18 protein-coding genes are annotated in these 22,997 nt (G+C 61.6%); 16 read left to right on the plus strand and 2 right to left on the minus strand.

Annotated features, from left to right (window positions below):
• Positions 1–77 precede the first annotated feature (77 nt).
• Positions 78–3,356, minus strand: coding sequence for a PAS domain S-box protein (locus tag PMI26_RS11950; RefSeq protein ID WP_007975653.1), 3,279 nt, complete (start codon positions 3,354–3,356; stop codon positions 78–80).
• Positions 3,357–3,423: 67 nt separating this feature from the next.
• Entirely contained in the window at positions 3,424–4,314 is an 891-nt protein-coding gene (locus PMI26_RS11945; protein ID WP_007975654.1) for a LysR family transcriptional regulator, read from the minus strand.
• A gap of 148 nt (positions 4,315–4,462) precedes the next feature.
• Here PMI26_RS11945 and leuC point away from each other — a divergent pair, with 148 nt between their 5' ends.
• The 16 genes from leuC to PMI26_RS11865 all read left to right on the plus strand — a co-directional run bounded on the left by leuC (position 4,463) and on the right by PMI26_RS11865 (position 22,991).
• Positions 4,463–5,881 (plus strand): 3-isopropylmalate dehydratase large subunit, encoded by a 1,419-nt coding sequence (gene leuC, locus PMI26_RS11940; RefSeq protein WP_007975655.1) that lies wholly within the window; start codon positions 4,463–4,465, stop codon positions 5,879–5,881.
• A gap of 10 nt (positions 5,882–5,891) precedes the next feature.
• On the plus strand, positions 5,892–6,536 hold the full coding sequence (leuD, locus tag PMI26_RS11935; protein WP_007975656.1) for a 3-isopropylmalate dehydratase small subunit: 645 nt from the start codon (positions 5,892–5,894) through the stop codon (positions 6,534–6,536).
• Positions 6,537–6,683: 147 nt separating this feature from the next.
• Positions 6,684–7,451, plus strand: a complete 768-nt coding sequence (locus tag PMI26_RS11930) for a class I SAM-dependent methyltransferase (protein ID WP_007975657.1) — start codon at positions 6,684–6,686, stop codon at positions 7,449–7,451.
• A gap of 51 nt (positions 7,452–7,502) precedes the next feature.
• Positions 7,503–8,585, plus strand: coding sequence for a 3-isopropylmalate dehydrogenase (leuB, locus tag PMI26_RS11925; protein ID WP_007975659.1), 1,083 nt, complete (start codon positions 7,503–7,505; stop codon positions 8,583–8,585).
• Positions 8,586–8,651: 66 nt separating this feature from the next.
• The gene (asd, locus tag PMI26_RS11920; protein WP_007975660.1) at positions 8,652–9,764 is read left to right on the plus strand and encodes an aspartate-semialdehyde dehydrogenase; all 1,113 of its coding nucleotides are present in this window, start codon (positions 8,652–8,654) and stop codon (positions 9,762–9,764) included.
• A 255-nt stretch (positions 9,765–10,019) separates the two neighbouring features.
• Positions 10,020–11,030 carry an aspartate-semialdehyde dehydrogenase gene (locus PMI26_RS11915; RefSeq protein WP_007975661.1) on the plus strand — a complete coding sequence of 337 codons (1,011 nt, stop codon included), beginning with the start codon at positions 10,020–10,022 and terminating at the stop codon, positions 11,028–11,030.
• A gap of 205 nt (positions 11,031–11,235) precedes the next feature.
• Positions 11,236–13,857: a FimV/HubP family polar landmark protein gene (locus PMI26_RS11910; RefSeq protein WP_007975662.1), complete on the plus strand. Its 2,622-nt coding sequence runs from the start codon at positions 11,236–11,238 to the stop codon at positions 13,855–13,857.
• A 296-nt stretch (positions 13,858–14,153) separates the two neighbouring features.
• The gene (gene truA, locus PMI26_RS11905) at positions 14,154–14,978 is read left to right on the plus strand and encodes a tRNA pseudouridine(38-40) synthase TruA (RefSeq protein WP_032829430.1); all 825 of its coding nucleotides are present in this window, start codon (positions 14,154–14,156) and stop codon (positions 14,976–14,978) included.
• A 63-nt stretch (positions 14,979–15,041) separates the two neighbouring features.
• The gene (locus PMI26_RS11900) at positions 15,042–15,668 is read left to right on the plus strand and encodes a phosphoribosylanthranilate isomerase (RefSeq protein ID WP_007975664.1); all 627 of its coding nucleotides are present in this window, start codon (positions 15,042–15,044) and stop codon (positions 15,666–15,668) included.
• 191 nt (positions 15,669–15,859) lie between these two features.
• The gene (gene accD / locus PMI26_RS11895) at positions 15,860–16,780 is read left to right on the plus strand and encodes an acetyl-CoA carboxylase, carboxyltransferase subunit beta (RefSeq protein WP_007975665.1); all 921 of its coding nucleotides are present in this window, start codon (positions 15,860–15,862) and stop codon (positions 16,778–16,780) included.
• Positions 16,777–18,084 (plus strand): bifunctional tetrahydrofolate synthase/dihydrofolate synthase, encoded by a 1,308-nt coding sequence (gene folC, locus PMI26_RS11890; protein WP_007975666.1) that lies wholly within the window; start codon positions 16,777–16,779, stop codon positions 18,082–18,084. Before accD ends, folC begins: the two co-directional genes overlap by 4 nt.
• Positions 18,068–18,727, plus strand: a complete 660-nt coding sequence (locus PMI26_RS11885; protein WP_007975668.1) for an SPOR domain-containing protein — start codon at positions 18,068–18,070, stop codon at positions 18,725–18,727. Before folC ends, PMI26_RS11885 begins: the two co-directional genes overlap by 17 nt.
• A gap of 98 nt (positions 18,728–18,825) precedes the next feature.
• Positions 18,826–19,386: a CvpA family protein gene (locus tag PMI26_RS11880; RefSeq protein ID WP_007975669.1), complete on the plus strand. Its 561-nt coding sequence runs from the start codon at positions 18,826–18,828 to the stop codon at positions 19,384–19,386.
• Between the two features lie 41 nt (positions 19,387–19,427).
• Positions 19,428–20,933, plus strand: a complete 1,506-nt coding sequence (gene purF, locus PMI26_RS11875) for an amidophosphoribosyltransferase (protein ID WP_007975670.1) — start codon at positions 19,428–19,430, stop codon at positions 20,931–20,933.
• A gap of 73 nt (positions 20,934–21,006) precedes the next feature.
• Positions 21,007–22,218 (plus strand): O-succinylhomoserine sulfhydrylase, encoded by a 1,212-nt coding sequence (locus tag PMI26_RS11870; RefSeq protein WP_007975671.1) that lies wholly within the window; start codon positions 21,007–21,009, stop codon positions 22,216–22,218.
• Entirely contained in the window at positions 22,215–22,991 is a 777-nt protein-coding gene (locus PMI26_RS11865; protein ID WP_007975672.1) for an SDR family oxidoreductase, read from the plus strand. The genes PMI26_RS11870 and PMI26_RS11865 overlap by 4 nt, the downstream gene beginning before the upstream one ends.
• Positions 22,992–22,997: the final 6 nt, after the last annotated feature.

The raw sequence follows: 22,997 nt of genomic DNA on the forward strand, positions 1-22,997 counted from the left end.
CTGCCGCAGGCTGCGATCTTTTGATTTTAAAAATCAAGATCAAAAGATCGCAGCTTGCGGCAGCTCCAGGGTTTGCGTTATTTCAGGAGTTTTTGGAACTCTTCCACCGGCAACGGCGGGCTGTGCAAATACCCTTGGTAGAAGTGGCACTCCAGCCCCAGCAGGAACTCAAGCTGCTCCGCTGTTTCCACCCCTTCGGCAATCACTTTCAAATCCAGGCTGCGGGCCATGGCGACGATGGCGCGGATGATCTCGGCGTCGTTCGGGTCGCTGGTGGCGTCGCGGATGAACGACTGGTCGATTTTCAGGGTGTCGACCGGCAGGCGCTTGAGGTAGGTCAGTGAGGAATAGCCGGTGCCGAAGTCGTCCATGGCGAAGCTCACACCGAGTTTTTTCAGGCGGCGCATTTTGCCGATGGTGTCTTCCAGGTTCTGGATCACGATGCCTTCGGTGATTTCCAGTTTCAGCAACGAGCAGGGCAGCCCATAAGTGGCGAGGCTGTTTTCAACGCGTTCAACGAAATCGTTCTGGCGGAACTGGCGCGGGCTGATGTTCACGCACAGGCTGAATTTGTAAGGGTTCACCAGGCCTCGGTCGATCAGTTGCTTGAAGGCCTGGCAGGCTTCGTCGAGGATCCAGGTGCCGACCTCCAGGATCAGTCCGCTGTCTTCCAGCACCTTGATGAACTCTGTCGGTGATTGTGCCCCGAGTTCCGGGTGATTCCAGCGTACCAGGGCCTCGGCGCCGACGATGCGGTCGCCCCGGGCGTCGACCTGGGGTTGGTAATGCACGTGAAATTCGCCCCGGGACAGGGCCAGGCGCAAGTCGGTTTCCATGCGCAGGCGTTCGCTCGCGGCCTTCTGCATGGTGTTGTGGTACATCTGCGCGGTATTGCGTCCCGAGTCCTTGGCGCGATAGAGCGCGATGTCGGCGCGCTTGAGCAGGTCGGTCGGGGTCGAGCCGTGATCGGGGATCAGCGCAATGCCGATACTTGGCGTCACTTGCAGGCGCTGGCCGTCGAGGAACATCGGTTCGGACAGCAGCTCGCGGAGGGTGTCGGCCAGTTCGCGAACCTGATCGCTGACCTCGCTGCGCGAGCCTTCGAGGCCGCTGAGCAGCACCACGAATTCATCGCCACCCAGGCGCGCAACCGTGTCCTCCATGCGCACGCTGGCCTCCAGGCGCGCGGTGATGATTTTCAGCACGGTATCGCCCACTGGATGCCCGAGGGAGTCGTTGATGTGCTTGAAGTGGTCGAGGTCGAGGAACATCAGCGCGCCGCGCAGGTTATGCCGTTTGAGCAGGGCGATCTGCTGGCTCAGGCGGTCCATCAGCAAGGCACGGTTGGGCAGGTTGGTCAGTGGGTCGTGGTAGGCCAGGTGGCGAATCTGCGCTTCGGCGTTTTTCAGCAGGCTCACGTCCCGCGCGGTCAACAGCAGGCAGGCGGTTTCGTTGAGGGTGATCGGCTCCACCGAGACTTCGACGGTGAGCAGTTCGCCGCGCTTGTTGCGCCCGAGCATTTCCTGGTGATGAACCCGGCCCTTGATCTGCAATTCGGCCAGCAGCGCCGAGCGTTGTTTTTCTTCCGCCCAGATCCCGACCTGGTACACCGTGCGGCCCACCACTTCCTCGGCGCGGTAGCCGGTCAGGCGGCAGAAACCGTCGTTGACCTCCAGATAGCGTCCGGTGTCGCGCTCGGTGATGGTGATGGCGTCGGGGCTGGAGTGGAAGGCCTTGGCAAACTTCTCTTCACTGGCCTTGAGCGCCGCTTCCGAGCGTTGTTGCTGGGTGATGTCGCGCAGCGTGGTGACGATGCAGGCCTGGTCGCCGACGCTGATCTGGCGGCTGGAAATCACGCAGGTCAGGGCCTGTCCGTCCTTGTGCTGGACCAGAATGGCGACGTTGTTCAGGCCTTGTTCGCGGATTACTTGTTCGATCCGTCGCAGGCTTTTCGCCGAGGCGTCCCACAGGCCGATTTCGTCGGCGCTGCGGCCGATCACATCGGCGGTGCTCCAGCCGAAGGTCTGGGTGAAGCTGGAGTTGATTTCGATGAACTGGCCGCTGTCCTGGTGGGTGACGCAGATCGGATCGGGGCTGACCTGGAACAGCGTGGCGAATTTTTCTTCGGAGGCCACCAGCCGTTGTTCACGCTCAACCTGGTCGGTGATGTCGAGCAAGGTGCCGGCCATGCGCACCGGCACGCCGTTGTCATCGCGGTAGAGGCGGGCGCGGCTTTCCAGGTAGCGTGAGCTGCCGTCGGGCAATTGCACGCGGTAGGTCAATTGATAGTTGCCGGCCGGGCCTTCGCGCAGGCTGCGATAGGCGTCGCGCATGGTGTCGCGCTCTTCGCCGGGCACGCCCTCGAAAAATGCGTCGAAGGATTCGTGAAAGGGTTTGGCTTCCAGACCGTGCAGTTGGGCGGCCCGTGCCGATCCGTAGAGCATGCCGCTGGGAATGTGCCAGTCCCAGGTACCGAGTTGCGCCGAATCCAGGGCCAGGTCGAGGCGTTCCTGGCTGTCCTTGAGGGCGTGTTCGGCGGCTTTGCGTTCGGTGGTGTCGAGGAAGGTGCTCAGTAGATAGGGCTGGCCTTCGAGCTCGACTTTTTGCGCACTGAGGATGCCGTCATGGATCTGGCCGTTGCTGGCGCGGAACTGCACTTCCATGCTGACCAGGTCGCCTTTGGCTTTAGTGGCCTTGACCAGATCGGCCCGTTGCTCGGGGTGTACCCACAGCCCCAGTTCCAGGGTGGTGCGGCCGATCGCGTCTTGCACCGGCCAACCGAACAGGCTTTCGAAATATTGGTTGGCTTCGGTAATCAGGCCGTCTTCCTGGCGGGTCAGCAGAACCATGTTCGGGCACAGGTGAAACAGGGTGGCGAAGCGTTTTTCCGAACTGCTCAACGCCTGTTCACGCTGGCGCTGGTGAGTAATCTCGCGGATCACGCCAATCATCCGTGGCCGGCCATGCTTGTCCGGCAACAGGCTGCCGCTGATTTCCAGCCAGTGCAGGCTTCCGTCGGGCCAGCGGATGCGGTGGTGCATGGCCTGCTCCAGTGGCGCGCCGCCAATGACCGCGTGAAAGGCGCGTACGGTTTTGGCGCGATCCTCGGGCGGCAGCAGGTCGAGGTATTCCAGGTCATGGGGCAGCGGTTGCCGTGGATCGAAGCCGAACAGCGCCTGCGTACCCCGGGACCAGCTGATCTGGCCGCGCTCGATGTCCCAATACCAGGCGCCCAGGCGCGCACCGTTGAGCGCGGCGAGCAATTGCGAGGCGCTTTCCCAGCTCTGTTCGGAGCTTTTTGGATCAATTGCCTGGATACGCGGCATCGGCGGAATACGGTCTACAGATTTCGGCATTGGCAAGCCTTGGGCTGGTGTTGGGCGTTTGTTGCAGGTATTCGCGGCTCTATAGGAGTAGCACAAGTTAGCCTTGAGTCCCTGGCAGATCGAGTTGAGCGTCCAGCAAGGCCATGAAGGCCCGCGCAGCATTCGACAGCGTCCTTTCCGTGTGCAGGATATAGCCTAGCTGGCGAGTGAGCTGTATGCCCGGCAAAGGTATGCGCGCCACCTGGTCATCGAGCATGGTGCGTGGCAAGACACTCCAGGCCAGGCCGATCGAGACCATCATCTTGATGGTTTCCAGGTAGTTGGTGCTCATGGCGATGTTGGGCGTCAGGCCCTGGGCTTCAAACAGTCGTTGCACGATGTGGTGGGTAAAGGTGTTGCCGCCGGGGAACACCGCCGGGTGTCGGGCGATGTCCGCCAGGCTGACCTTGCCGTTGTTGAGCAGTGAGTGCTCCGGGGCGACCACGAAATCCAGCGGGTCGTCCCACACAGGCGTGGCCTTGACCAGCGTGTGGGGCTCCGGTGCGAGGGTGATGACTGCCAGTTCGGCGCGGCCATGGAGAATTTCCTCGTAGGCCACTTCCGAATCGAGGAACTGAATATCCAGCGCAACTTGCGGGTAGCGTCGGGTGAACTCCCTTAATAAGGGAGGCAGACGGTGCAGGCCGATGTGGTGACTGGTGGCCAGGGTCAGGCGGCCGGTCACTTCGCCGGTGAGGTTGGTCAAGGCGCGGCGCGTATCATCCAGCACATTGAGAATCTGATAGGCCCGCGGCAGCAGGGCGCGCCCGGCCTCGGTCAGGCCCACTTCACGGCCCAGGCGATCGAACAGCCGCACCTTCAATTGCTGCTCCAGTCCGGCGATGCGCTTGCTGATGGCCGGCTGGGTCAGGTGCAGCCGTTCACCTGCACCGGAGAAACTTCCTGTCTCGGCAATGGCAATAAAAGCATTGAGGTTGGCCAGGTCCATGTTCGTATTCCAGTTGGTTATCCAAAGCATAAAAAATATGAATTTGAGTTATTTAATGTAACCCCATAGGATCGACCTCACAAGCCAAGGGGTTATTGAGTCATTCAAAATCCGGGGCATAGAAACAAGCTGATGAGGAAACCGTCTGATGGCCGGCAAAACGCTCTACGACAAGCTCTGGGATTCGCATTTGGTCAAGCAGCGCGACGATGGCTCTGCGCTGATCTACATCGACCGTCACATCATCCACGAAGTGACTTCGCCGCAAGCCTTTGAAGGCCTGCGTCTGGCCGGGCGCAAGCCATGGCGCATCGATGCCAACATCGCGACCCCGGACCACAACGTACCGACCACCCCGGAGCGCAAGGGCGGCATCGACGCCATCGTTGACCAGGTCTCGCGCCTGCAAGTCCAGACTCTGGATGACAACTGTGATGAATACGGCATTGTCGAATTCAAGATGAACGACGTTCGCCAGGGCATCGTCCACGTCATCGGCCCGGAGCAGGGCGCCACCTTGCCGGGCATGACCGTGGTCTGCGGCGACTCCCACACCTCGACCCACGGTGCATTCGGCGCATTGGCCCACGGTATCGGCACTTCCGAGGTCGAGCACGTGCTCGCCACCCAGTGCCTGGTCGCCAAGAAAATGAAGAACATGCTGGTGCGCGTCGAAGGCCAATTGCCGTTCGGCGTGACCGCCAAGGACATCGTGCTCGCCGTGATCGGCAAGATCGGCACCGCCGGCGGTAACGGCCATGCCATCGAATTCGCCGGCAGCGCGATTCGCGACCTGTCCGTGGAAGGCCGCATGACCATCTGCAACATGGCCATCGAAGCCGGCGCTCGCGTAGGCCTGGTGGCTGCAGACGAAAAGACTGTGGAATACGTCAAGGGTCGTCCGTTCGCGCCGAAAGGCGCGGAGTGGGACCTGGCCGTCGAAGCCTGGAAAGACCTGGTGTCTGACGCCGACGCCAGATTCGACACCGTGGTCGAGCTCGACGCAACGCAAATCAAGCCGCAAGTCAGCTGGGGCACCTCGCCGGAAATGGTCTTGGCGGTCGACCAGAACGTGCCGGATCCTGCGAAGGAAATGGACCTGGTCAAGCGTGACTCCATCGTCCGTGCCTTGAAGTACATGGGTTTGACCGCCAATCAGGCGATCACCGACATCCAGCTCGACCGCGTATTCATCGGTTCCTGCACCAACTCGCGGATCGAAGACCTGCGCGCCGCCGCGGTGATCGCCAAGGGCCGCAAAGTGGCCTCGACCATCAAGCAGGCCATCGTGGTGCCAGGCTCGGGCCTGGTGAAGGCTCAGGCCGAATCGGAAGGCCTGGACAAGATTTTCCTCGAAGCCGGTTTCGAATGGCGTGAGCCGGGTTGCTCGATGTGCCTGGCGATGAACCCGGACCGTTTGGAAAGTGGCGAGCATTGCGCCTCGACCTCCAACCGTAACTTCGAAGGCCGTCAGGGCGCCGGTGGCCGTACCCACCTCGTCAGCCCGGCCATGGCCGCGGCCGCTGCCGTAAACGGTCGTTTCGTCGACGTCCGTGAATTGATTTAAGGAGCGCAGCATGAAAGCTTTTACCCAGCACACTGGACTTGTCGCGCCTTTGGATCGTGCCAACGTCGACACCGACCAGATCATTCCGAAGCAGTTCTTGAAGTCGATCAAGCGCACTGGATTTGGCCCGAACCTGTTCGATGAATGGCGTTACCTGGATGTGGGGCAGCCTTATCAGGACAACTCCAAGCGTCCGCTGAACAAGGACTTCGTCCTCAATGCCGAGCGTTACCAGGGCGCCAGCGTGTTGCTGGCCCGTGAGAACTTCGGTTGCGGCTCCAGCCGTGAACACGCGCCGTGGGCGCTGGAAGAGTACGGTTTCCGCAGCATCATCGCGCCGAGCTATGCCGACATCTTCTTCAACAACAGCTTCAAGAACGGCTTGCTGCCGATCATCCTGAGCGATGCCGAAGTCGACGAACTGTTCCAGCAGGTCGAGGCCAATCCTGGCTACCAGTTGCAGGTCGATCTGCAAGCCCAGACCGTGACCCGTCCTGACGGCAAGGTGTTGAGCTTTGAAGTCGATGCGTTCCGCAAGCATTGCCTGCTCAATGGTCTGGACGACATTGGCCTGACCTTGCAGGACGGCGATGCGATTGCAGCGTTTGAAGCCAAGCACCGTGCGAGCCAGCCGTGGCTGTTTCGCGATGCGTGATTGATCAGAAATTGATGTAGGCAGGGCCGGCCTCTTCGCGAGCAAGCCCGCTCCCACATTTTGAAATGCGTTCCAATGTGGGAGCGGGCTTGCTCGCGAAGACGGCAGACCAGACAACGCAAGGCTCACACCTCAAAGGAAGTCCCCATGACCAGCACCGCCCAGCACAGCCAGGTAGTCCAAAAGCAATTCGGTGAACAGGCAGCCGCCTACCTCAGCAGCGCCGTACACGCTCAAGGCACCGAATTCGCTCTGCTACAGGCTGAACTGGCGGGGCAGGGCGATGCCCGGGTCCTGGACCTGGGTTGCGGCGCCGGTCACGTGAGTTTCCACGTGGCTTCGCTGGTCAAGGAAGTGGTGGCCTACGACCTGTCGCAGCAAATGCTGGATGTGGTCGCCGGTGCTGCCGTTGATCGTGGCTTGAGCAACGTATCGACGGTCCTCGGTGCCGCCGAGCGCCTGCCGTTCGCCGATGGCGAATTCGATTTCGTCTTCAGCCGCTATTCGGCGCACCATTGGAGCGATCTGGGCGTGGCCCTGCGGGAAGTGCGCCGGGTGTTGAAGCCGGGTGGCGTGGCGGCATTTGTCGACGTGTTGTCACCGGGCAGTCCGTTGTTCGACACTTACCTGCAAAGCGTCGAAGTGCTGCGCGACACCAGCCATGTGCGCGATTATTCCGCCGGTGAGTGGTTGCGCCAGGTCAGCGAGGCGGGGCTGCACACCCGCAGTACCACCCGTCAGCGCTTGCGTCTGGAGTACAACAGCTGGGTCGAACGCATGCGCACTCCTGAAGTGATGCGCGCGGCGATCCGCCAGTTGCAGCAGTCGATGGGTCATGAAGTACGCGAATATTTTGAGATTGAGGCCGATGGTTCGTTCAGTACCGATGTGCTGGTATTGATGGCCGAGCGATAGAATTTTTCCGGGAGCGCCCCAGGGCGCACCGACTGATGACATGAGGAAAGCATGAGCAAGCAGATTCTGATTCTCCCAGGTGACGGTATTGGCCCGGAAATCATGGCCGAAGCGGTCAAGGTCCTGGAGCTGGCCAGTGACAAGTTCTCTCTGGGCTTCGAGCTGAGCCACGACGTGATCGGTGGCGCGGCCATCGACAAGCACGGCGTGCCTTTGGCCGATGAAACCCTGGAACGTGCCCGCGCGGCCGATGCCGTGTTGCTGGGTGCGGTCGGCGGCCCGAAATGGGACACCATCGAGCGTGACATCCGCCCTGAGCGCGGCCTGTTGAAAATCCGCGCGCAACTGGGCCTGTTCGGCAACCTGCGTCCGGCGATCCTGTACCCGCAACTGGCCGAGGCTTCCAGCCTGAAGCCGGAAATCGTTTCCGGGCTGGACATCCTGATCGTTCGCGAACTGACCGGCGGCATCTACTTCGGTGCGCCACGCGGTACCCGTACCCTGGAAAACGGTGAGCGTCAGTCCTACGACACCCTGCCGTACAGCGAAAGCGAAATCCGCCGCATCGCTCGTGTCGGCTTCGACATGGCCATGGTCCGCGGCAAGAAACTGTGCTCGGTGGACAAGGCCAACGTACTGGCGTCCAGCCAGTTGTGGCGTGAAGTGGTCGAGCAAGTGGCCAAGGATTATCCTGAAGTCGAACTGAGCCACATGTACGTCGACAACGCCGCCATGCAACTGGTGCGTGCACCGAAGCAGTTCGACGTGATCGTCACCGACAACATGTTCGGCGACATCCTGTCCGACCAGGCTTCGATGCTCACCGGTTCCATCGGCATGCTGCCATCGGCGTCCCTGGACACCAACAACAAGGGCATGTACGAGCCGTGCCACGGTTCGGCGCCGGACATCGCGGGCAAGGGCATTGCCAACCCGCTGGCGACCATTTTGTCGGTGTCGATGATGCTGCGTTACAGCTTCAATCAGCAGGCTGCCGCAGACGCCATCGAGAAAGCCGTAAGCCTGGTGCTCGATCAGGGCTTGCGCACGGGCGACATCTGGTCGGCCGGTTGCACTAAAGTCGGTACGCAGGAAATGGGTGACGCAGTAGTCGCCGCGCTGCGGAATCTGTAATCTCTCGGGCCCGCTGCCAAATTCAAGACAAGGCAGCGGCCCACATTTCAAGAAGGTGTAGTTGCGATGAAACGTGTAGGTCTGATCGGTTGGCGCGGTATGGTCGGTTCCGTGCTCATGCAGCGGATGCTGGAAGAGCAGGATTTCGATCTTATCGAGCCGGTGTTTTTCACCACTTCCAATGTCGGTGGCCAAGGCCCGTCCGTGGGCAAGGACATTGCTCCGCTCAAGGACGCTTACAGCATTGAAGAGCTGAAAACCCTCGACGTGATTCTGACCTGCCAGGGTGGCGACTACACCAGCGAAGTCTTCCCCAAGCTGCGCGAAGCCGGCTGGCAGGGTTACTGGATCGACGCCGCTTCCAGCCTGCGCATGCAGGATGACGCGGTGATCGTACTGGACCCGGTGAACCGCAAGGTCATCGACCAGCAGCTCGATGCTGGCACCAAGAACTACATCGGCGGTAACTGCACCGTCAGCCTGATGCTGATGGGCCTTGGTGGCCTGTTCGAAGCCGGTCTGGTCGAGTGGATGAGCGCCATGACCTATCAGGCGGCCTCCGGTGCCGGCGCGCAGAACATGCGTGAACTGATCAAGCAGATGGGCGCGACCCACGCCGCGGTCGCCGATCAACTGGCCGACCCGGCCAGCGCGATCCTCGACATCGACCGTCGTGTGGCCGAAGCCATGCGCAGCGACGCGTACCCGACCGAAAACTTCGGCGTACCGCTGGCCGGCAGCCTGATCCCGTGGATCGACAAGGAACTGCCGAACGGTCAAAGCCGTGAAGAGTGGAAGGCCCAGGCCGAGACCAACAAGATCCTCGGTCGCTTCAAGAGCCCGATCCCGGTCGATGGCATCTGCGTGCGCATCGGCGCCATGCGCTGCCACAGCCAGGCGCTGACCATCAAGCTGAACAAAGACGTGCCGATCGCCGACATCGAAGGGCTGATCAGCCAGCACAACCCTTGGGTCAAGCTGGTGCCGAACAGCCGTGAGACCAGCATTCAGGAGCTGAGCCCGAACAAGGTCACCGGCACCCTGAACATCCCGGTTGGCCGTCTGCGCAAACTGAACATGGGCTCGCAGTTCGTCGGCGCGTTCACTGTTGGCGACCAGCTGCTGTGGGGCGCGGCCGAACCGCTGCGTCGCATGCTGCGGATCCTGCTCGAGCGTTGATCGACTGATGCAATGAAAGAACCCGCGCCTTGAAAGAGGCGCGGGTTTTTTTATCCCTGACTGTCTGGCGTTTATGTGTTGCCCGTACCGGCCTCTTCGCGGGCAAGCCCGCTCCCACAGGGTTCAGCGCGATCCTTGTGGGAGCGGGCTTGCTCGCGAAGGGGCCATCACAGGCACCACAAGGCCCGGCAGAATTGCCTGCATGCCAGTCACCCGGTAAAGTGCCGCTCCCCCCGTTTCGCCAGAGGCCAAGCCATGAACCAGTCCATTGATATTGCCGTGATCGGCGCCACCGGTACTGTCGGCGAAACACTCGTGCAGATTCTCGAAGAGCGCGATTTCCCGATCGGCACCCTTCATCTGTTGGCCAGCAGCGAGTCGGCCGGCAGTTCCGTACCCTTTCGCGGCAAGAATGTGCGGGTGCGGGAAGTCGATGAGTTCGACTTCAGCAAGGTGCAGTTGGCATTTTTTGCCGCCGGCCCGGCTGTTTCCTTGAGTTTTACTTCCCGCGCGACCGATGCCGGTTGCTCGGTGATCGATCTGTCCGGTGCCTTGCCGGCGGACAAGGCGCCGCAGGTCGTGCCTGAGGCCAACGCTCAGGTGTTGGCGGGCTTGAAAAAGCCGTTTCTGGTCAGCGCCCCAAGTCCGTCGGCTACCACGCTGGCGGTGGTGCTCGCGCCGCTGATGGATGTGCTCGATTTGCAGCGTGTCAGCCTGACCGCCAGCCTGGCAGTATCGGCCCAGGGTCGTGAAGCCGTGAGTGAGCTCGCCCGGCAAACCGCTGAACTGCTGAATGTGCGGCCGCTGGAACCGAAATTCTTTGACCGGCAGATGGCCTTCAACCTGTTGGCCCAGGTCGGCAAGCCGGACGAACAAGGTCATACGCTGCTGGAAAAACGCCTGGTGCGTGAGCTGCGTCAGGTCATGGCGCTGCCTGCATTGAAGATTTCCGTCACTTGCATTCAAGCCCCGGTGTTTTTTGGCGATAGCTATAGCGTGACCCTGCAGTGCGCAAACGACATTGATTTGGCCAAAGTCAATGCTGCGTTGGAAGACGCGCCCGGTATCGAGCTGGTCGAGGCGGGCGATTACCCGACGCCGGTAGGTGACGCGGTAGGGCAGGATGTGGTCTACGTGGGACGGGTTCGCCACGGTATCGACGACCTGTCGGAACTTAATTTGTGGCTGACGTCAGATAACGTACGCAAAGGCGCCGCGCTCAACGCTGTGCAGCTGGCTGAGTTGTTGATTAAAGACCTGCTGTAAAAGATACTTTGCAACAATTTGTCGAATGATTCCGCGCGAGCCTATGCTTGCCGGAGCGCTGAAGGCGAGCCACTCTGCGGGGCTTTGCGGGGCATCAATCAAATGATCGCGCGCGACGACCTTCGTCGTTGTACGCAATGCCTTACGGCTGCGGCTATCAATATCTTCTCGCTGGCCGAGGAATGTTCAAACTAAGGATGAGCTAATGGTTCAAGTTCGCAAACTGGTGTTAGCAATAGCGGCCGCCTCGGCGCTGTCCTCCGGTATGGCGCATGCCCTCGGGCTCGGGGAACTGACCCTGAAATCGACGCTCAACCAGCCGCTGGTGGCGGAAATCGAGCTGCTCGATGTCAAGGACCTCACCGCTGCCGAATTGGTGCCGAGCCTGGCTTCGCCGGAAGATTTCGCCAAGGCCGGTGTCGACCGCCAGGCGTTTCTGAATGACTTGACCTTCACCCCGGTGCTTAACGCCAACGGCAAAAGCATCCTGCGCGTGACCTCCAGCAAGCCGCTCTCCGAGCCGATGGTGAAATTCCTGGTCCAGGTGATGTGGCCGAACGGCCGTTTGTTGCGCGACTACAGTGTGCTGCTCGATCCATCGAAATTCTCGTCGCAAACCGCCGAGGCGGCTGCGCAGCCTGCACCGACTTCAACCGTCGCTGCACCGGTCACCGGTGCGACCAAGCCATCGCAATACACCACCACGCCGCGCGATACCCTGTGGGAAATCGCCGCGAAGGCGCGTAATGGCGGTTCGATCCAGCAAACCATGCTGGCCATTCAGGCGCTGAACCCGGACGCCTTCATTGACGGTAACATCAACCGCCTGAAAACCGGCCAGGTGCTGCGTATGCCCGATCAGGCGCAGAGCACGAACCTGCCGCAACCCAAGGCCATCGCCGAAGTGGCTGCGCAGAACAAGGCCTGGCGTCAGGGGCGACGTTATGTCGCCAAGCCCGGGGCAGGGCAGCAGCAACTGGACGCCACCCATCGTGCTCGCAGCGATGTTGCTCCTGCTCAAGCGGCCGGCGACAAACTGAGCCTGGTGTCTGCCGAGTCCGGCAAGAATCGTGGCAAAGGGCCTGCTGGTGATGCCGTGGCCCTCAGCAACAAGCTGGCGGTGACTCAGGAAAGCCTCGACTCCAGTCGTCGTGATAACGCCGAGCTGAAAAGCCGCATGGCTGACCTGCAAAGCCAGGTGGACAAGCTGCAGCGCCTGATCGAGCTGAAGAACAATCAACTGGCCAAGTTGCAGGCCGAGGGTGCGACTGGCGCACCAGGCACCGCAACGGCTCCGGCAATGTCGGCCGAGCTGGCGCCCAATCCGGCTGCACCTGCGCCGGCAGACTCTGCGCCAGTGGCCGCGGCGCCCGAGGCAGCTCCGACGCCGGTCGGACAACCTGTCGAGGCGACGCCGGCTGCGTCCGACGATCAGAAATTCAATGAGTTGCTGAGCAATCCGGTGCTGCTGGGCCTCGTGGGTGGCGGTGCTGTCGTTCTGCTGCTCTTGCTGCTGTTGCTGGCGCGACGCCGCAAAGCCCAGCAAGCAGCCGAGAAGCATCAGCGCATGGCGCGTGCCTTGGCCGAAGAGCAGCCGTTCTCGGCCGATCTCGACTTGCCGGAAAGCAGCTTCGAAGGCCTGGATGTTCCGTCGCCAAGCGTGAAGCTGGCGACTGCACCGACGCCGGCTCCCGCGCCGGCGCCAGTCATTGCCCCGGTCGTGATGACTACGCCGATCGCCGCGCCATTAGTGTCGCCGGCTGCCGAGCGTTCCGATGACGTGCTGGGCCAGGCTCAGTCGCACATCAATGCCGGTCGCCTGAACCAGGCTGCCGCGTTGCTGGAGGACGGCGTCAAGCAAGAACCCCAGCGCAGCGATTTGCGCTTGAAACTGATGGAAGTCTACGGCCAGCAAGGCGACCGCGATGCGTTCGTCGGCCAGGAGCGCAAGCTGGTGGCCAATGGCGACAACTTCGCCCAGGTCGAAAAGCTCAAAAGCCGCTTCCCGGCCATGGCGCTGGTGGCTGCCGGTGGCATCGCCGCAGCCGCCGTTGCTGCCGAACTGGACGCGCAGTACGTCAAGGACCTGTTGCTCGATGAGCCGCCAGCGCCAGCAGCAGAGCCGGCACCATTCGAGGATGACCTCGACAGCGCCTTCGACCTGAGCCTGGATGATCTGGACACGATCCAGCCAGTGGCGCCTGCACCTGCACCTGCACTTGCACCGGAGCCTGAAGTGGAGGCTTTGGCGGATCTGGACGAATTTCCGCTGGATGACGATCTGAGTTTTGAGTCGGTGTTGCAGCAACAGACCGAAATCAAGGAAAACCTCGACGACCTGTCGGACTTCGACCTTGACCTGGATCTCGGTGCGCAACCGTCGCCGGCGATGTTGGCGGAAGATGATTTTCTACTGGATCTGGATGAGGGCGTGAAGGATTTTCCAGTCGCCGAAACCCCGGCTGTTCCTGACGTTGCGCTGGATGATCTGGATTTGCCTGCCGACTTCGACCTGTCGCTGGCCGACGAAATGAGCACACCGGATACGTTCGCCGCCGAGCTGGATGATGTCAACGCCGAGCTGGAAAGCCTGTCCAACAGCATCGGTGAGCCGACCTTTACCGAAGCCGATGCCGCACTGGATGGCGATGACGAGTTCGACTTCCTCTCGGGTACCGATGAAGCCGCTACCAAGCTCGATCTGGCCCAGGCCTATATCGACATGGGAGACAGCGACGGTGCCCGCGACATCCTCAATGAGGTCGTGAGCGAAGGCAGTGACGAGCAGAAGAGCGAGGCCAGGGAGATGCTTTCGCGTCTGGCTTGAGTGATCGTTCAGTTGTAAACGGAACGGCAGCCCGGTGAGGCTGCCGTTTTTGTTTGGGCGATGCATTGATGTCGTCTGCTGCGGCCTCTTCGCGGGCAAGTCGGACCGCCGCACCGCCGCTCCCACAGGTTTTGTGGGCGACATAAATCACTGTGGGAGCGGGCTTGCCCGCGAAGAGGCCGCAACAGTCAAAGGAGATCTCTCTGGTATCCCCGCCCGGCGGCCTTATAATGCCCGCCTTTGGTACATCAGCAGGCTGTCCCTCCTTGGCAAATATAGATAACCCGGCCGCCGAAATGGCAGCCGACGGCTTTTTCCGGATCGCGCTGGGCGTCGAATACAAAGGCTCGCGCTACCGTGGCTGGCAGCGCCAGGCATCCGGGGTGCTCACCGTGCAGGAAACCCTCGAAAACGCCTTGTCCAAAGTCGCCGATTCACCCGTCTCGCTGATGTGCGCCGGGCGTACCGACGCCGGGGTGCATGCCTGCGGGCAGGTGGTGCATTTCGATACCCAGGTCGAGCGTTCGATGAAGGCCTGGACCATGGGCGCCAACATCAACTTGCCCCACGACGTCAGTGTCAGTTGGGCCAAGGTCATGCCGGCGCACTTCCATGCGCGGTTCAAGGCCATTGCCCGTCGGTATCGCTACGTGATCTACAACGATCAGATCCGCCCCGCGCACCTGAACGAAGAAGTGACCTGGAACCACCGCCCGCTGGACGTCGAACGCATGGCCGAGGCCGCTCAATACCTGCTCGGCACCCATGATTTCAGCGCTTTCCGTGCCGGCCAGTGCCAGGCCAAATCGCCGATCAAGGAGCTGCATCACCTGCGTGTCACCCGTCACGGCAAGATGATCGTGCTGGACATTCGCGCCAGCGCCTTCCTGCACCACATGGTGCGCAACATCGCCGGTGTGCTGATGACCATTGGCGCCGGTGAACGTCCGGTGGAGTGGATGAAAGAAGTGCTGGAGAGCCGGATCCGCCGGACCGGTGGCGTGACCGCGCATCCATTTGGTTTGTATCTGGTGCAGGTCGAGTACCGTGACGAGTTCGAATTGCCAGAACGTTACATCGGTCCACACTTCCTGACCGGCTTCTCCGAACTTGGCGGCTGACGCCCTCGAACGCTTTTGTTACCATCCGGGACTTTCCCGGATTTGTCTTGGAGTTGTGTCGACATGTCAGCCGTTCGCAGCAAGATCTGTGGGATTACCCGCATAGAGGATGCGTTGGCAGCCGTCGAGGCCGGGGCGGATGCCATCGGCTTCGTGTTCTATGCCAAAAGCCCCCGTGCGGTGACGTTCCAGCAGGCGCGCTCGATCATCCAGGCGCTGCCGCCGTTCGTGACCACCGTGGGCCTGTTCGTCAATGCGAGCCGTTGCGAACTGGGCGAACTCCTCGACGCGGTGCCCCTGGACCTGCTGCAATTTCACGGCGATGAAAGCGCGGCGGATTGTGAAGGCTGGCACCGTCCGTACATCAAGGCGCTGCGGGTCAAGGCCGGTGATGACATCGCCGCGGCCTGTGATGCGTATGCCAGTGCCAGCGGAATCCTGCTCGACACCTATGTCGAAGGCGTTCCCGGAGGAACCGGTGAGGCGTTTGACTGGTCACTGATACCGCAAGGCTTGAGCAAGCCGATCATTCTGGCCGGCGGCCTGACACCGGATAACGTCGCCGAAGCGATAACCCGCGTCCGGCCCTATGCCGTGGATGTCAGTGGCGGGGTAGAGGCGAGCAAGGGCATCAAGGATCACGCAAAGGTCCAGGCATTTATCAAGGCGGTACGCGGTAGCACCTGTTGATGTGACGGCTGGCAGTCTGCCGCCGTCCACTGCACTGTACAAAACGGCTGAGGGTCATGGGGTGGTACGCAGGTCACGTTTCGCTGATCCGGCCATTCACTGATCATCGCCGCACACATGAATTTAGCGCTAGGGCATACACGGGGCTGCGAACCAGAGCGTTCGGGCCGCCGGTACTGGAGAAAGAAAGCATGAGCAACTGGTTAGTAGACAAACTGATCCCTTCGATCATGCGTTCCGAGGTCAAGAAGAGCTCGGTGCCTGAAGGTCTTTGGCACAAATGCCCGTCTTGCGAGGCTGTGCTGTATCGTCCGGAGTTGGAAAAGACCCTGGACGTTTGCCCCAAGTGCAACCATCACATGCGTATCGGCGCCCGCGCCCGTATCGACATCTTCCTCGACGTTGAAGGCCGTACCGAACTGGGTGCAGACCTGGAGCCGGTTGACCGTCTGAAATTCCGCGACGGCAAGAAGTACAAGGACCGCCTGACTGCTGCACAAAAGCAGACCGGGGAAAAAGACGCGCTGGTTTCGATGAGCGGCACGTTGCTGGGCATGCCGATCGTGGTTTCTGCGTTCGAGTTTTCCTTCATGGGCGGTTCGATGGGCGCCATCGTCGGCGAGCGTTTCGTTCGCGCCGCCAACTACGCCCTGGAAAAACGTTGCCCGATGGTCTGTTTCTCGGCTTCCGGTGGTGCGCGGATGCAGGAAGCGCTGATTTCCCTGATGCAGATGGCCAAGACCTCTGCGGTGCTGGCGCGCCTGCGTGAAGAAGGCATCCCGTTCATCTCCGTGCTGACCGATCCGGTCTACGGCGGCGTTTCCGCCAGCCTGGCGATGCTGGGCGACGTGATTGTCGGCGAGCCGAAGGCGCTGATCGGTTTTGCCGGTCCGCGTGTGATCGAGCAGACCGTGCGTGAAAAACTGCCGGAAGGCTTCCAGCGCAGCGAGTTCCTGCTGGAGCACGGTGCCATCGACATGATCATCGACCGTCAGGAGCTGCGTCCGCGCCTGGGCAACCTGCTGGCGCAAATGATGGGGCTGCCGACGCCGAAGTTCGTGGCCGCCCCCATCGAGCCAATCGTGGTTCCACCGGTACCTGCCAGCCTATGACCCAACGTACCCTTGGCGAATGGCTCGCCTACCTCGAACAGTTGCACCCTTCGGCCATCGACATGGGGCTGGAGCGGTCGCAGCAGGTAGCGTCCCGCATGGGACTGGGCAAGCCGGCGCCACGGGTGATTACGGTCACCGGGACCAACGGCAAGGGCTCCACCTGTGCATTCGTGGCGTCCTTGCTGCGGGCCCAGGGCTTGAAGGTGGGGGTTTACAACTCCCCGCACCTGCTGCGCTACAACGAGCGGGTAACGGTCAACGGCGTCGAAGCCACTGACGCCGAGCTGTGCAAGGCCTTTGCTGCGGTAGAGGCCGGGCGTGGCGACACTTCGCTCACCTACTTCGAAATGGGCACCCTGGCGGCGTTCTGGCTGTTCCAGCACTCCGGGCTCGATGCGGTGGTGCTGGAAGTCGGTCTGGGCGGTCGTCTGGACACGGTCAACGTGGTGGATGCCGACATGGCGCTGGTCACCAGTATTGGCGTCGATCATGCCGATTACCTGGGTGATACCCGAGAGTCCGTGGCCTTTGAGAAGGCCGGGATTTTCCGCCAGGGCGCGCCTGCGCTCTGCGGCGATCTGAATCCTCCACAACCCCTGCTGGACAAGGCGCGCGAGCTCAACTGCCCGTTTTTCCTGCGTGGGCGCGATTTTGATCTGGGCATGACCGATCACAACTGGCAATGGCGCGGTGTCGATGCGCAAGGGCGTGCAGTCGAGCTGCGCGACCTGCCGCTGCTCGATCTGCCGATGGAAAACGCCGCGCTGGCGTTGCAGGCTTACCTGCTGCTTGGCTTGCCTTGGGTGGATGCGCAGATTATCGAAGCGCTGCAGGCTACGAAGGTGGTCGGTCGTCTGGATCGCCGCGCGTTCGAGTGGCAGGGCAAGCGTTTGAATTTATTGCTGGATGTGGGGCATAACCCGCATGCGGCGGAGTACCTGGCCCGTCGTCTGGCCAGTCGTCCACCGGTCGGCAAGCGTCTGGCGGTGTTCGGGCTGCTGGCGGACAAGGATCTGGGTGGTGTTGTCGGCGAGTTGAATGCTAGTGTCCAGCACTGGGCTGTTGCACCGCTGGATTCGCCTCGGGCGCGTCCGGTTGCGGATCTGCACGATGCATTGCAGGGTCTTGGTGCCTCGGTCACGTCATACGACAGTGTAGCGGCCGCCCTGGAAGGGCAGTGCGCGCAGGCCACGAGCGACGACGAAATCCTGTTGTTCGGATCATTTTATTGTGTCGCCGAGGCCCTTGAATGGCTGGCCCGGCGCTCCACGGAGGAAGCGGCAAATGGCATTGCTGGATAAGGCATACAAACAGCGCATGGTTGGCGCCCTGGTGTTGGTCGCGCTGGCGGTGATTTTTCTGCCGATGCTGTTTTCCCGCCAGGACGAACAGCGCCAGGTGACGGTCGAAGCGCCGGCGGCCCCGCAGGCGCCTGCGTTGCCCCAGGTGCAGGTCGAGCCGGTGGTGGTGCCTGAGCCGCAAGCCTTGCCCCAGGAGCCCGTGCCGAGCGATGACGAAATCGCCCAGCAGGAATCGGCGGTACCGGCTGCGCCGGTGGCTCCGGCACCTGCTGCCAAACCGGTTACGCCGCCACCAGCACCGGTTCCGGCGCTGGCCGCCAAGCCAGCGACCGCGCCTGCCCAGCCCATCACGGCGGCACCCGGCAAGCCGGACACCACGCAAAGCCGTGTCGATGCCAATGGCTTGTCGGTCAGCTGGTCGGTGCAACTGGCCAGTCTGGCGAACCGTGAAAGCGCGGAAAAGCTGCAGAAAACCCTGCGCAGCCAGGGTTACAACGCCTACATCCGGACCGCCGACGGCAAAAACCGGGTGTTTGTCGGGCCGCTGATCGAGCGTGCAGAAGCCGACCGGCTGCGGGATTTGCTGAACCGCCAGCAGAACCTGAAGGGGTTTGTCGTGCGCTTTCAGCCGGAACGTGGCTAAAACTATCGCCCCGATATGCAATGCACTGACAATCGCAGCTTACCGATAAGCATGGGCTCTGCTAAAATGCGCCGCCTTATCCGTCTGTAGGCTGCACTGTGCCATTTACCTGGGTTGACTGGGCGATCGTAGCAATCGTCGCCATCTCCGCATTGATCAGTCTGAGCCGCGGCTTCGTCAAAGAAGCATTGTCGCTGCTGACCTGGATCATCGCAGGAGTCGTTGCCTGGATGTTCGGTGGCTCACTGTCCGAGTACCTCGGCGGGTACATTCAAACGCCATCGGCTCGTATAATCACGGGCTGTGCCATCATGTTTGTCGCCACTTTAATCGTAGGCGCAATGATCAATTATCTTATCGGCGAACTGGTTCGCGTCACCGGGCTCTCCGGGACCGACCGATTCCTCGGCATGGCCTTCGGCGCCGCGCGTGGCGGGTTGCTGGTGGTCATCGCCGTCGGGCTGTTGAGCCTGGGGCCGGTACAGCAGGACGGGTGGTGGAAAGAGTCACAGCTCGTGCCAAAATTTCTATTGGTCGCCGACTGGTCCAAAAACCTGATCCTCGGGTGGAGCAGTCAGTGGCTTGCCAGCGGAATCAGCGTACCCGCTGATATTCCGTTCAAGGAGCAACTCTTGCCGATGGCCAAAACGCCTCAGTGAGTAGTGCTCAGTTCAGATCCATTAAGTAGGGGTTGCGTCGCATGTGTGGCATCGTCGGTATCGTCGGTAAGTCGAACGTCAATCAGGCGCTGTATGACGCGCTAACCGTGCTCCAGCACCGCGGCCAGGACGCTGCCGGTATCGTGACCAGCCATGATGGCCGGTTGTTCCTGCGCAAGGATAACGGCCTGGTGCGTGACGTGTTCCAGCAGCGTCACATGCAGCGCCTGGTCGGTCACATGGGCATTGGCCATGTGCGTTATCCGACCGCGGGCAGCTCGACGTCGGCTGAAGCTCAACCGTTTTACGTCAACTCGCCTTACGGCATCACCCTGGCGCACAACGGTAACCTGACCAACGTTGAACAACTGGCCAAGGAGATTTACGAATCTGACCTGCGCCACGTCAACACCAGCTCCGATTCGGAAGTGCTGCTCAACGTGTTCGCGCACGAACTGGCCCAGCGCGGCAAGTTGCAGCCGACCGAAGAAGACGTGTTTGCCGCCGTCACCGACGTGCACAACCGTTGCGTCGGTGGTTATGCCGTCGTAGCCATGATCACCGGCTACGGCATCGTGGGCTTTCGCGACCCGCACGGCATCCGCCCGATCGTTTTCGGCCAGCGTCACACCGACGAAGGCGTCGAGTACATGATCGCCTCGGAAAGCGTTTCCCTGGACGTGCTGGGCTTCACCCTGATTCGCGACCTGGCGCCAGGCGAAGCGGTCTACATCACTGAAGAGGGCAAGCTCTACACCCGTCAGTGCGCGACCAACCCGTCCCTGACCCCGTGCATCTTCGAACACGTCTACCTGGCGCGTCCGGATTCGATCATCGACGGCGTGTCGGTCTACAAGGCCCGTCTGCGCATGGGTGAGAAACTGGCCGAGAAAATCCTGCGCGAGCGTCCGGATCACGACATCGACGTGGTCATCCCGATTCCGGACACCAGCCGCACCGCTGCGCTGGAGCTGGCGAACCACCTGGGCGTGAAGTTCCGCGAAGGCTTCGTGAAGAACCGCTACATCGGCCGGACCTTCATCATGCCGGGACAGGCCGCGCGGAAAAAATCCGTACGCCAGAAGCTCAACGCCATCGAGCTGGAATTTCGCGGCAAGAACGTGATGCTGGTGGATGACTCCATCGTGCGCGGTACCACTTGCAAGCAGATCATCCAGATGGCCCGCGAAGCCGGCGCCAAGAACGTCTATTTCTGCTCCGCGGCGCCAGCGGTTCGCTACCCGAACGTCTACGGCATCGACATGCCGAGCGCTCACGAGCTGATCGCGCACAACCGTTCGACCCAGGACGTGGCTGACCTGATCGGCGCCGACTGGCTGATCTATCAGGATCTGCCTGACTTGATCGAAGCGGTCGGTGGCGGCAAGATCAAGATCGACAAGTTCGATTGCGCGGTGTTCGATGGCCAGTACGTCACTGGCGACGTCGACGAGGCTTACCTGAACAAGATCGAGCAGGCACGCAACGATGCCTCCAAGGTCAAGACGCAGGCAGTCAGCGCGATCATTGATCTGTACAACAACTGAGTTTCTACCGGCCCTGAGGGGCCGGTTTTGTATCCGGCTTTTAAATTACGAGAATAGGGAAAGGAGTGACAGCATGAGTCAGGATTGGGATGCCGGTCGGCTGGACAGCGACCTCGAAGGCGTAGCGTTCGATACCCTGGCCGTACGTGCCGGTCAGCACCGTACGCCGGAAGGCGAACACGGTGATCCGATGTTCTTCACTTCCAGCTATGTATTCCGCACCGCTGCCGACGCAGCCGCGCGTTTTGCCGGGGAAGTGCCGGGCAACGTTTACTCGCGCTACACCAACCCGACCGTACGCGCCTTCGAAGAGCGCATCGCCGCTCTGGAAAGTGCCGAGCAAGCCGTGGCCACCGCCACCGGCATGGCTGCGATCATGGCTGTGGTGATGAGCCTGTGCAGTGCTGGCGATCACGTATTGGTGTCGCGCAGCGTGTTCGGCTCGACCATCAGCCTGTTCGAAAAGTACTTCAAGCGTTTCGGCATCGAAGTCGATTACGTGGCCCTGGCGGATCTGTCCGGCTGGGATGCGGCGATCAAGCCCAACACCAAACTGCTGTTCGTCGAGTCGCCTTCCAACCCGCTGGCCGAGTTGGTCGACATTGCCGAACTGGCGAAAATCGCTCACGCCAAAGGCGCGATGCTGGTAGTCGACAACTGCTTCTGCACCCCGGCCTTGCAGCAGCCGCTGAAAATGGGCGCGGACATCGTCGTGCACTCGGCCACCAAGTTCATCGATGGCCAGGGCCGTTGCATGGGCGGCGTGGTCGCCGGTCGCAGCGAGCAGATGAAAGAAGTGGTTGGCTTCCTGCGTACCGCCGGGCCGACCCTGAGCCCGTTCAACGCCTGGATCTTCCTCAAGGGCCTGGAAACCCTGAACCTGCGGATGAAGGCCCATTGCGCCAACGCCCAGCAACTGGCCGAGTGGCTGGAGCAGCAGGAAGGCATCGAGAAAGTCCATTACGCCGGCCTCAAGAGCCATCCGCAGCACGAGCTGGCGCTGCGCCAGCAGAAGGGTTTCGGTGCGGTCGTCAGTTTTGAGGTGAAGGGTGGCAAAGAGGGCGCCTGGCGCTTTATCGACGCCACGCGCCTGATTTCGATCACCGCCAACCTGGGCGACAGCAAAACCACCATCACGCATCCGAGCACCACGTCCCATGGTCGCCTGGCGCCGCAGGAGCGTGAAGCGGCGGGCATTCGTGACAGCCTGATCCGCATTGCGGTCGGCCTGGAAGACGTGGCGGACCTGCAAGCCGACCTGGCGCGCGGTCTGGCTGCGTTGTGATCGAGTTGTCTACGCCGACCACCGGCTCCAATGGCCGCGTAGCGCTGGTGACCGGTGCTGCGCGGGGCATAGGCCTGGGGATTTCGGCCTGGCTGATCAGCGAGGGCTGGCAAGTCGTGCTGACGGATCTGGACCGGGAGCGCGGTTCGAAAGTGGCGAAAGTGCTGGGCGACAACGCCTGGTTCATCGCCATGGATGTCGCCAACGAGGGGCAAGTCGCGCTGGGCGTGGCCGAGGTGCTTGGCCAGTTCGGGCGCCTGGATGCGCTGGTCTGCAATGCGGCGGTGGCCGATCCGCACAACATCACCCTGGAAAGCCTCGACCTGGCTCACTGGAACCGGGTGTTGGCGGTGAATCTCAGTGGGCCGATGTTGCTGGCCAAGCACTGTGCGCCGTACCTGCGTGCTCACAGCGGCGCCATCGTCAATCTGGCCTCGACCCGCGCCGCCCAGTCGGAACCCGACACCGAGGCTTATGCGGCGAGCAAGGGCGGCTTGTTGGCCCTGACTCACGCATTGGCCATCAGCCTTGGTCCGGAGATCCGGGTCAATGCCGTCAGCCCTGGCTGGATCGATGCGCGCGACCCCTCGGTGCGGCGCGCCGAACCCTTGACCGAGGCCGATCATGCCCAGCATCCGGCGGGCAGGGTAGGAACGGTCGAGGATGTGGCGGCGATGGTGGCCTGGCTGCTGTCGAGGAATGCCGGTTTTGTCACCGGCCAGGAATTCGTGGTCGATGGCGGCATGACCAAGAAGATGATTTACAGCGAGTGATATTGG

This window comes from Pseudomonas sp. GM33 (genome assembly GCF_000282295.1).
Lineage (GTDB): Bacteria > Pseudomonadota > Gammaproteobacteria > Pseudomonadales > Pseudomonadaceae > Aquipseudomonas > Aquipseudomonas laurylsulfatiphila.

Bases quoted from the DNA above. Each gene is read 5' to 3' on its own strand.
- folC (WP_007975666.1), top strand. From the start codon at position 16,777: ATGACCCAACGTACCCTTGGCGAATGGCTCGCCTACCTCGAACAGTTG.
- PMI26_RS11930 (WP_007975657.1), top strand. From the start codon at position 6,684: ATGACCAGCACCGCCCAGCACAGCCAGGTAGTCCAAAAGCAATTCGGT.
- purF (WP_007975670.1), top strand. From the start codon at position 19,428: ATGTGTGGCATCGTCGGTATCGTCGGTAAGTCGAACGTCAATCAGGCG.
- PMI26_RS11885 (WP_007975668.1), top strand. From the start codon at position 18,068: ATGGCATTGCTGGATAAGGCATACAAACAGCGCATGGTTGGCGCCCTG.
- PMI26_RS11900 (WP_007975664.1), top strand. From the start codon at position 15,042: ATGTCAGCCGTTCGCAGCAAGATCTGTGGGATTACCCGCATAGAGGAT.
- truA (WP_032829430.1), top strand. From the start codon at position 14,154: ATGGCAGCCGACGGCTTTTTCCGGATCGCGCTGGGCGTCGAATACAAA.
- leuC (WP_007975655.1), top strand. From the start codon at position 4,463: ATGGCCGGCAAAACGCTCTACGACAAGCTCTGGGATTCGCATTTGGTC.
- asd (WP_007975660.1), top strand. From the start codon at position 8,652: ATGAAACGTGTAGGTCTGATCGGTTGGCGCGGTATGGTCGGTTCCGTG.
- leuD (WP_007975656.1), top strand. From the start codon at position 5,892: ATGAAAGCTTTTACCCAGCACACTGGACTTGTCGCGCCTTTGGATCGT.
- PMI26_RS11915 (WP_007975661.1), top strand. From the start codon at position 10,020: ATGAACCAGTCCATTGATATTGCCGTGATCGGCGCCACCGGTACTGTC.
- PMI26_RS11910 (WP_007975662.1), top strand. From the start codon at position 11,236: ATGGTTCAAGTTCGCAAACTGGTGTTAGCAATAGCGGCCGCCTCGGCG.
- PMI26_RS11945 (WP_007975654.1), bottom strand. From the start codon at position 4,314: ATGGACCTGGCCAACCTCAATGCTTTTATTGCCATTGCCGAGACAGGA.
- leuB (WP_007975659.1), top strand. From the start codon at position 7,503: ATGAGCAAGCAGATTCTGATTCTCCCAGGTGACGGTATTGGCCCGGAA.
- PMI26_RS11950 (WP_007975653.1), bottom strand. From the start codon at position 3,356: ATGCCGAAATCTGTAGACCGTATTCCGCCGATGCCGCGTATCCAGGCA.
- PMI26_RS11870 (WP_007975671.1), top strand. From the start codon at position 21,007: ATGAGTCAGGATTGGGATGCCGGTCGGCTGGACAGCGACCTCGAAGGC.
- accD (WP_007975665.1), top strand. From the start codon at position 15,860: ATGAGCAACTGGTTAGTAGACAAACTGATCCCTTCGATCATGCGTTCC.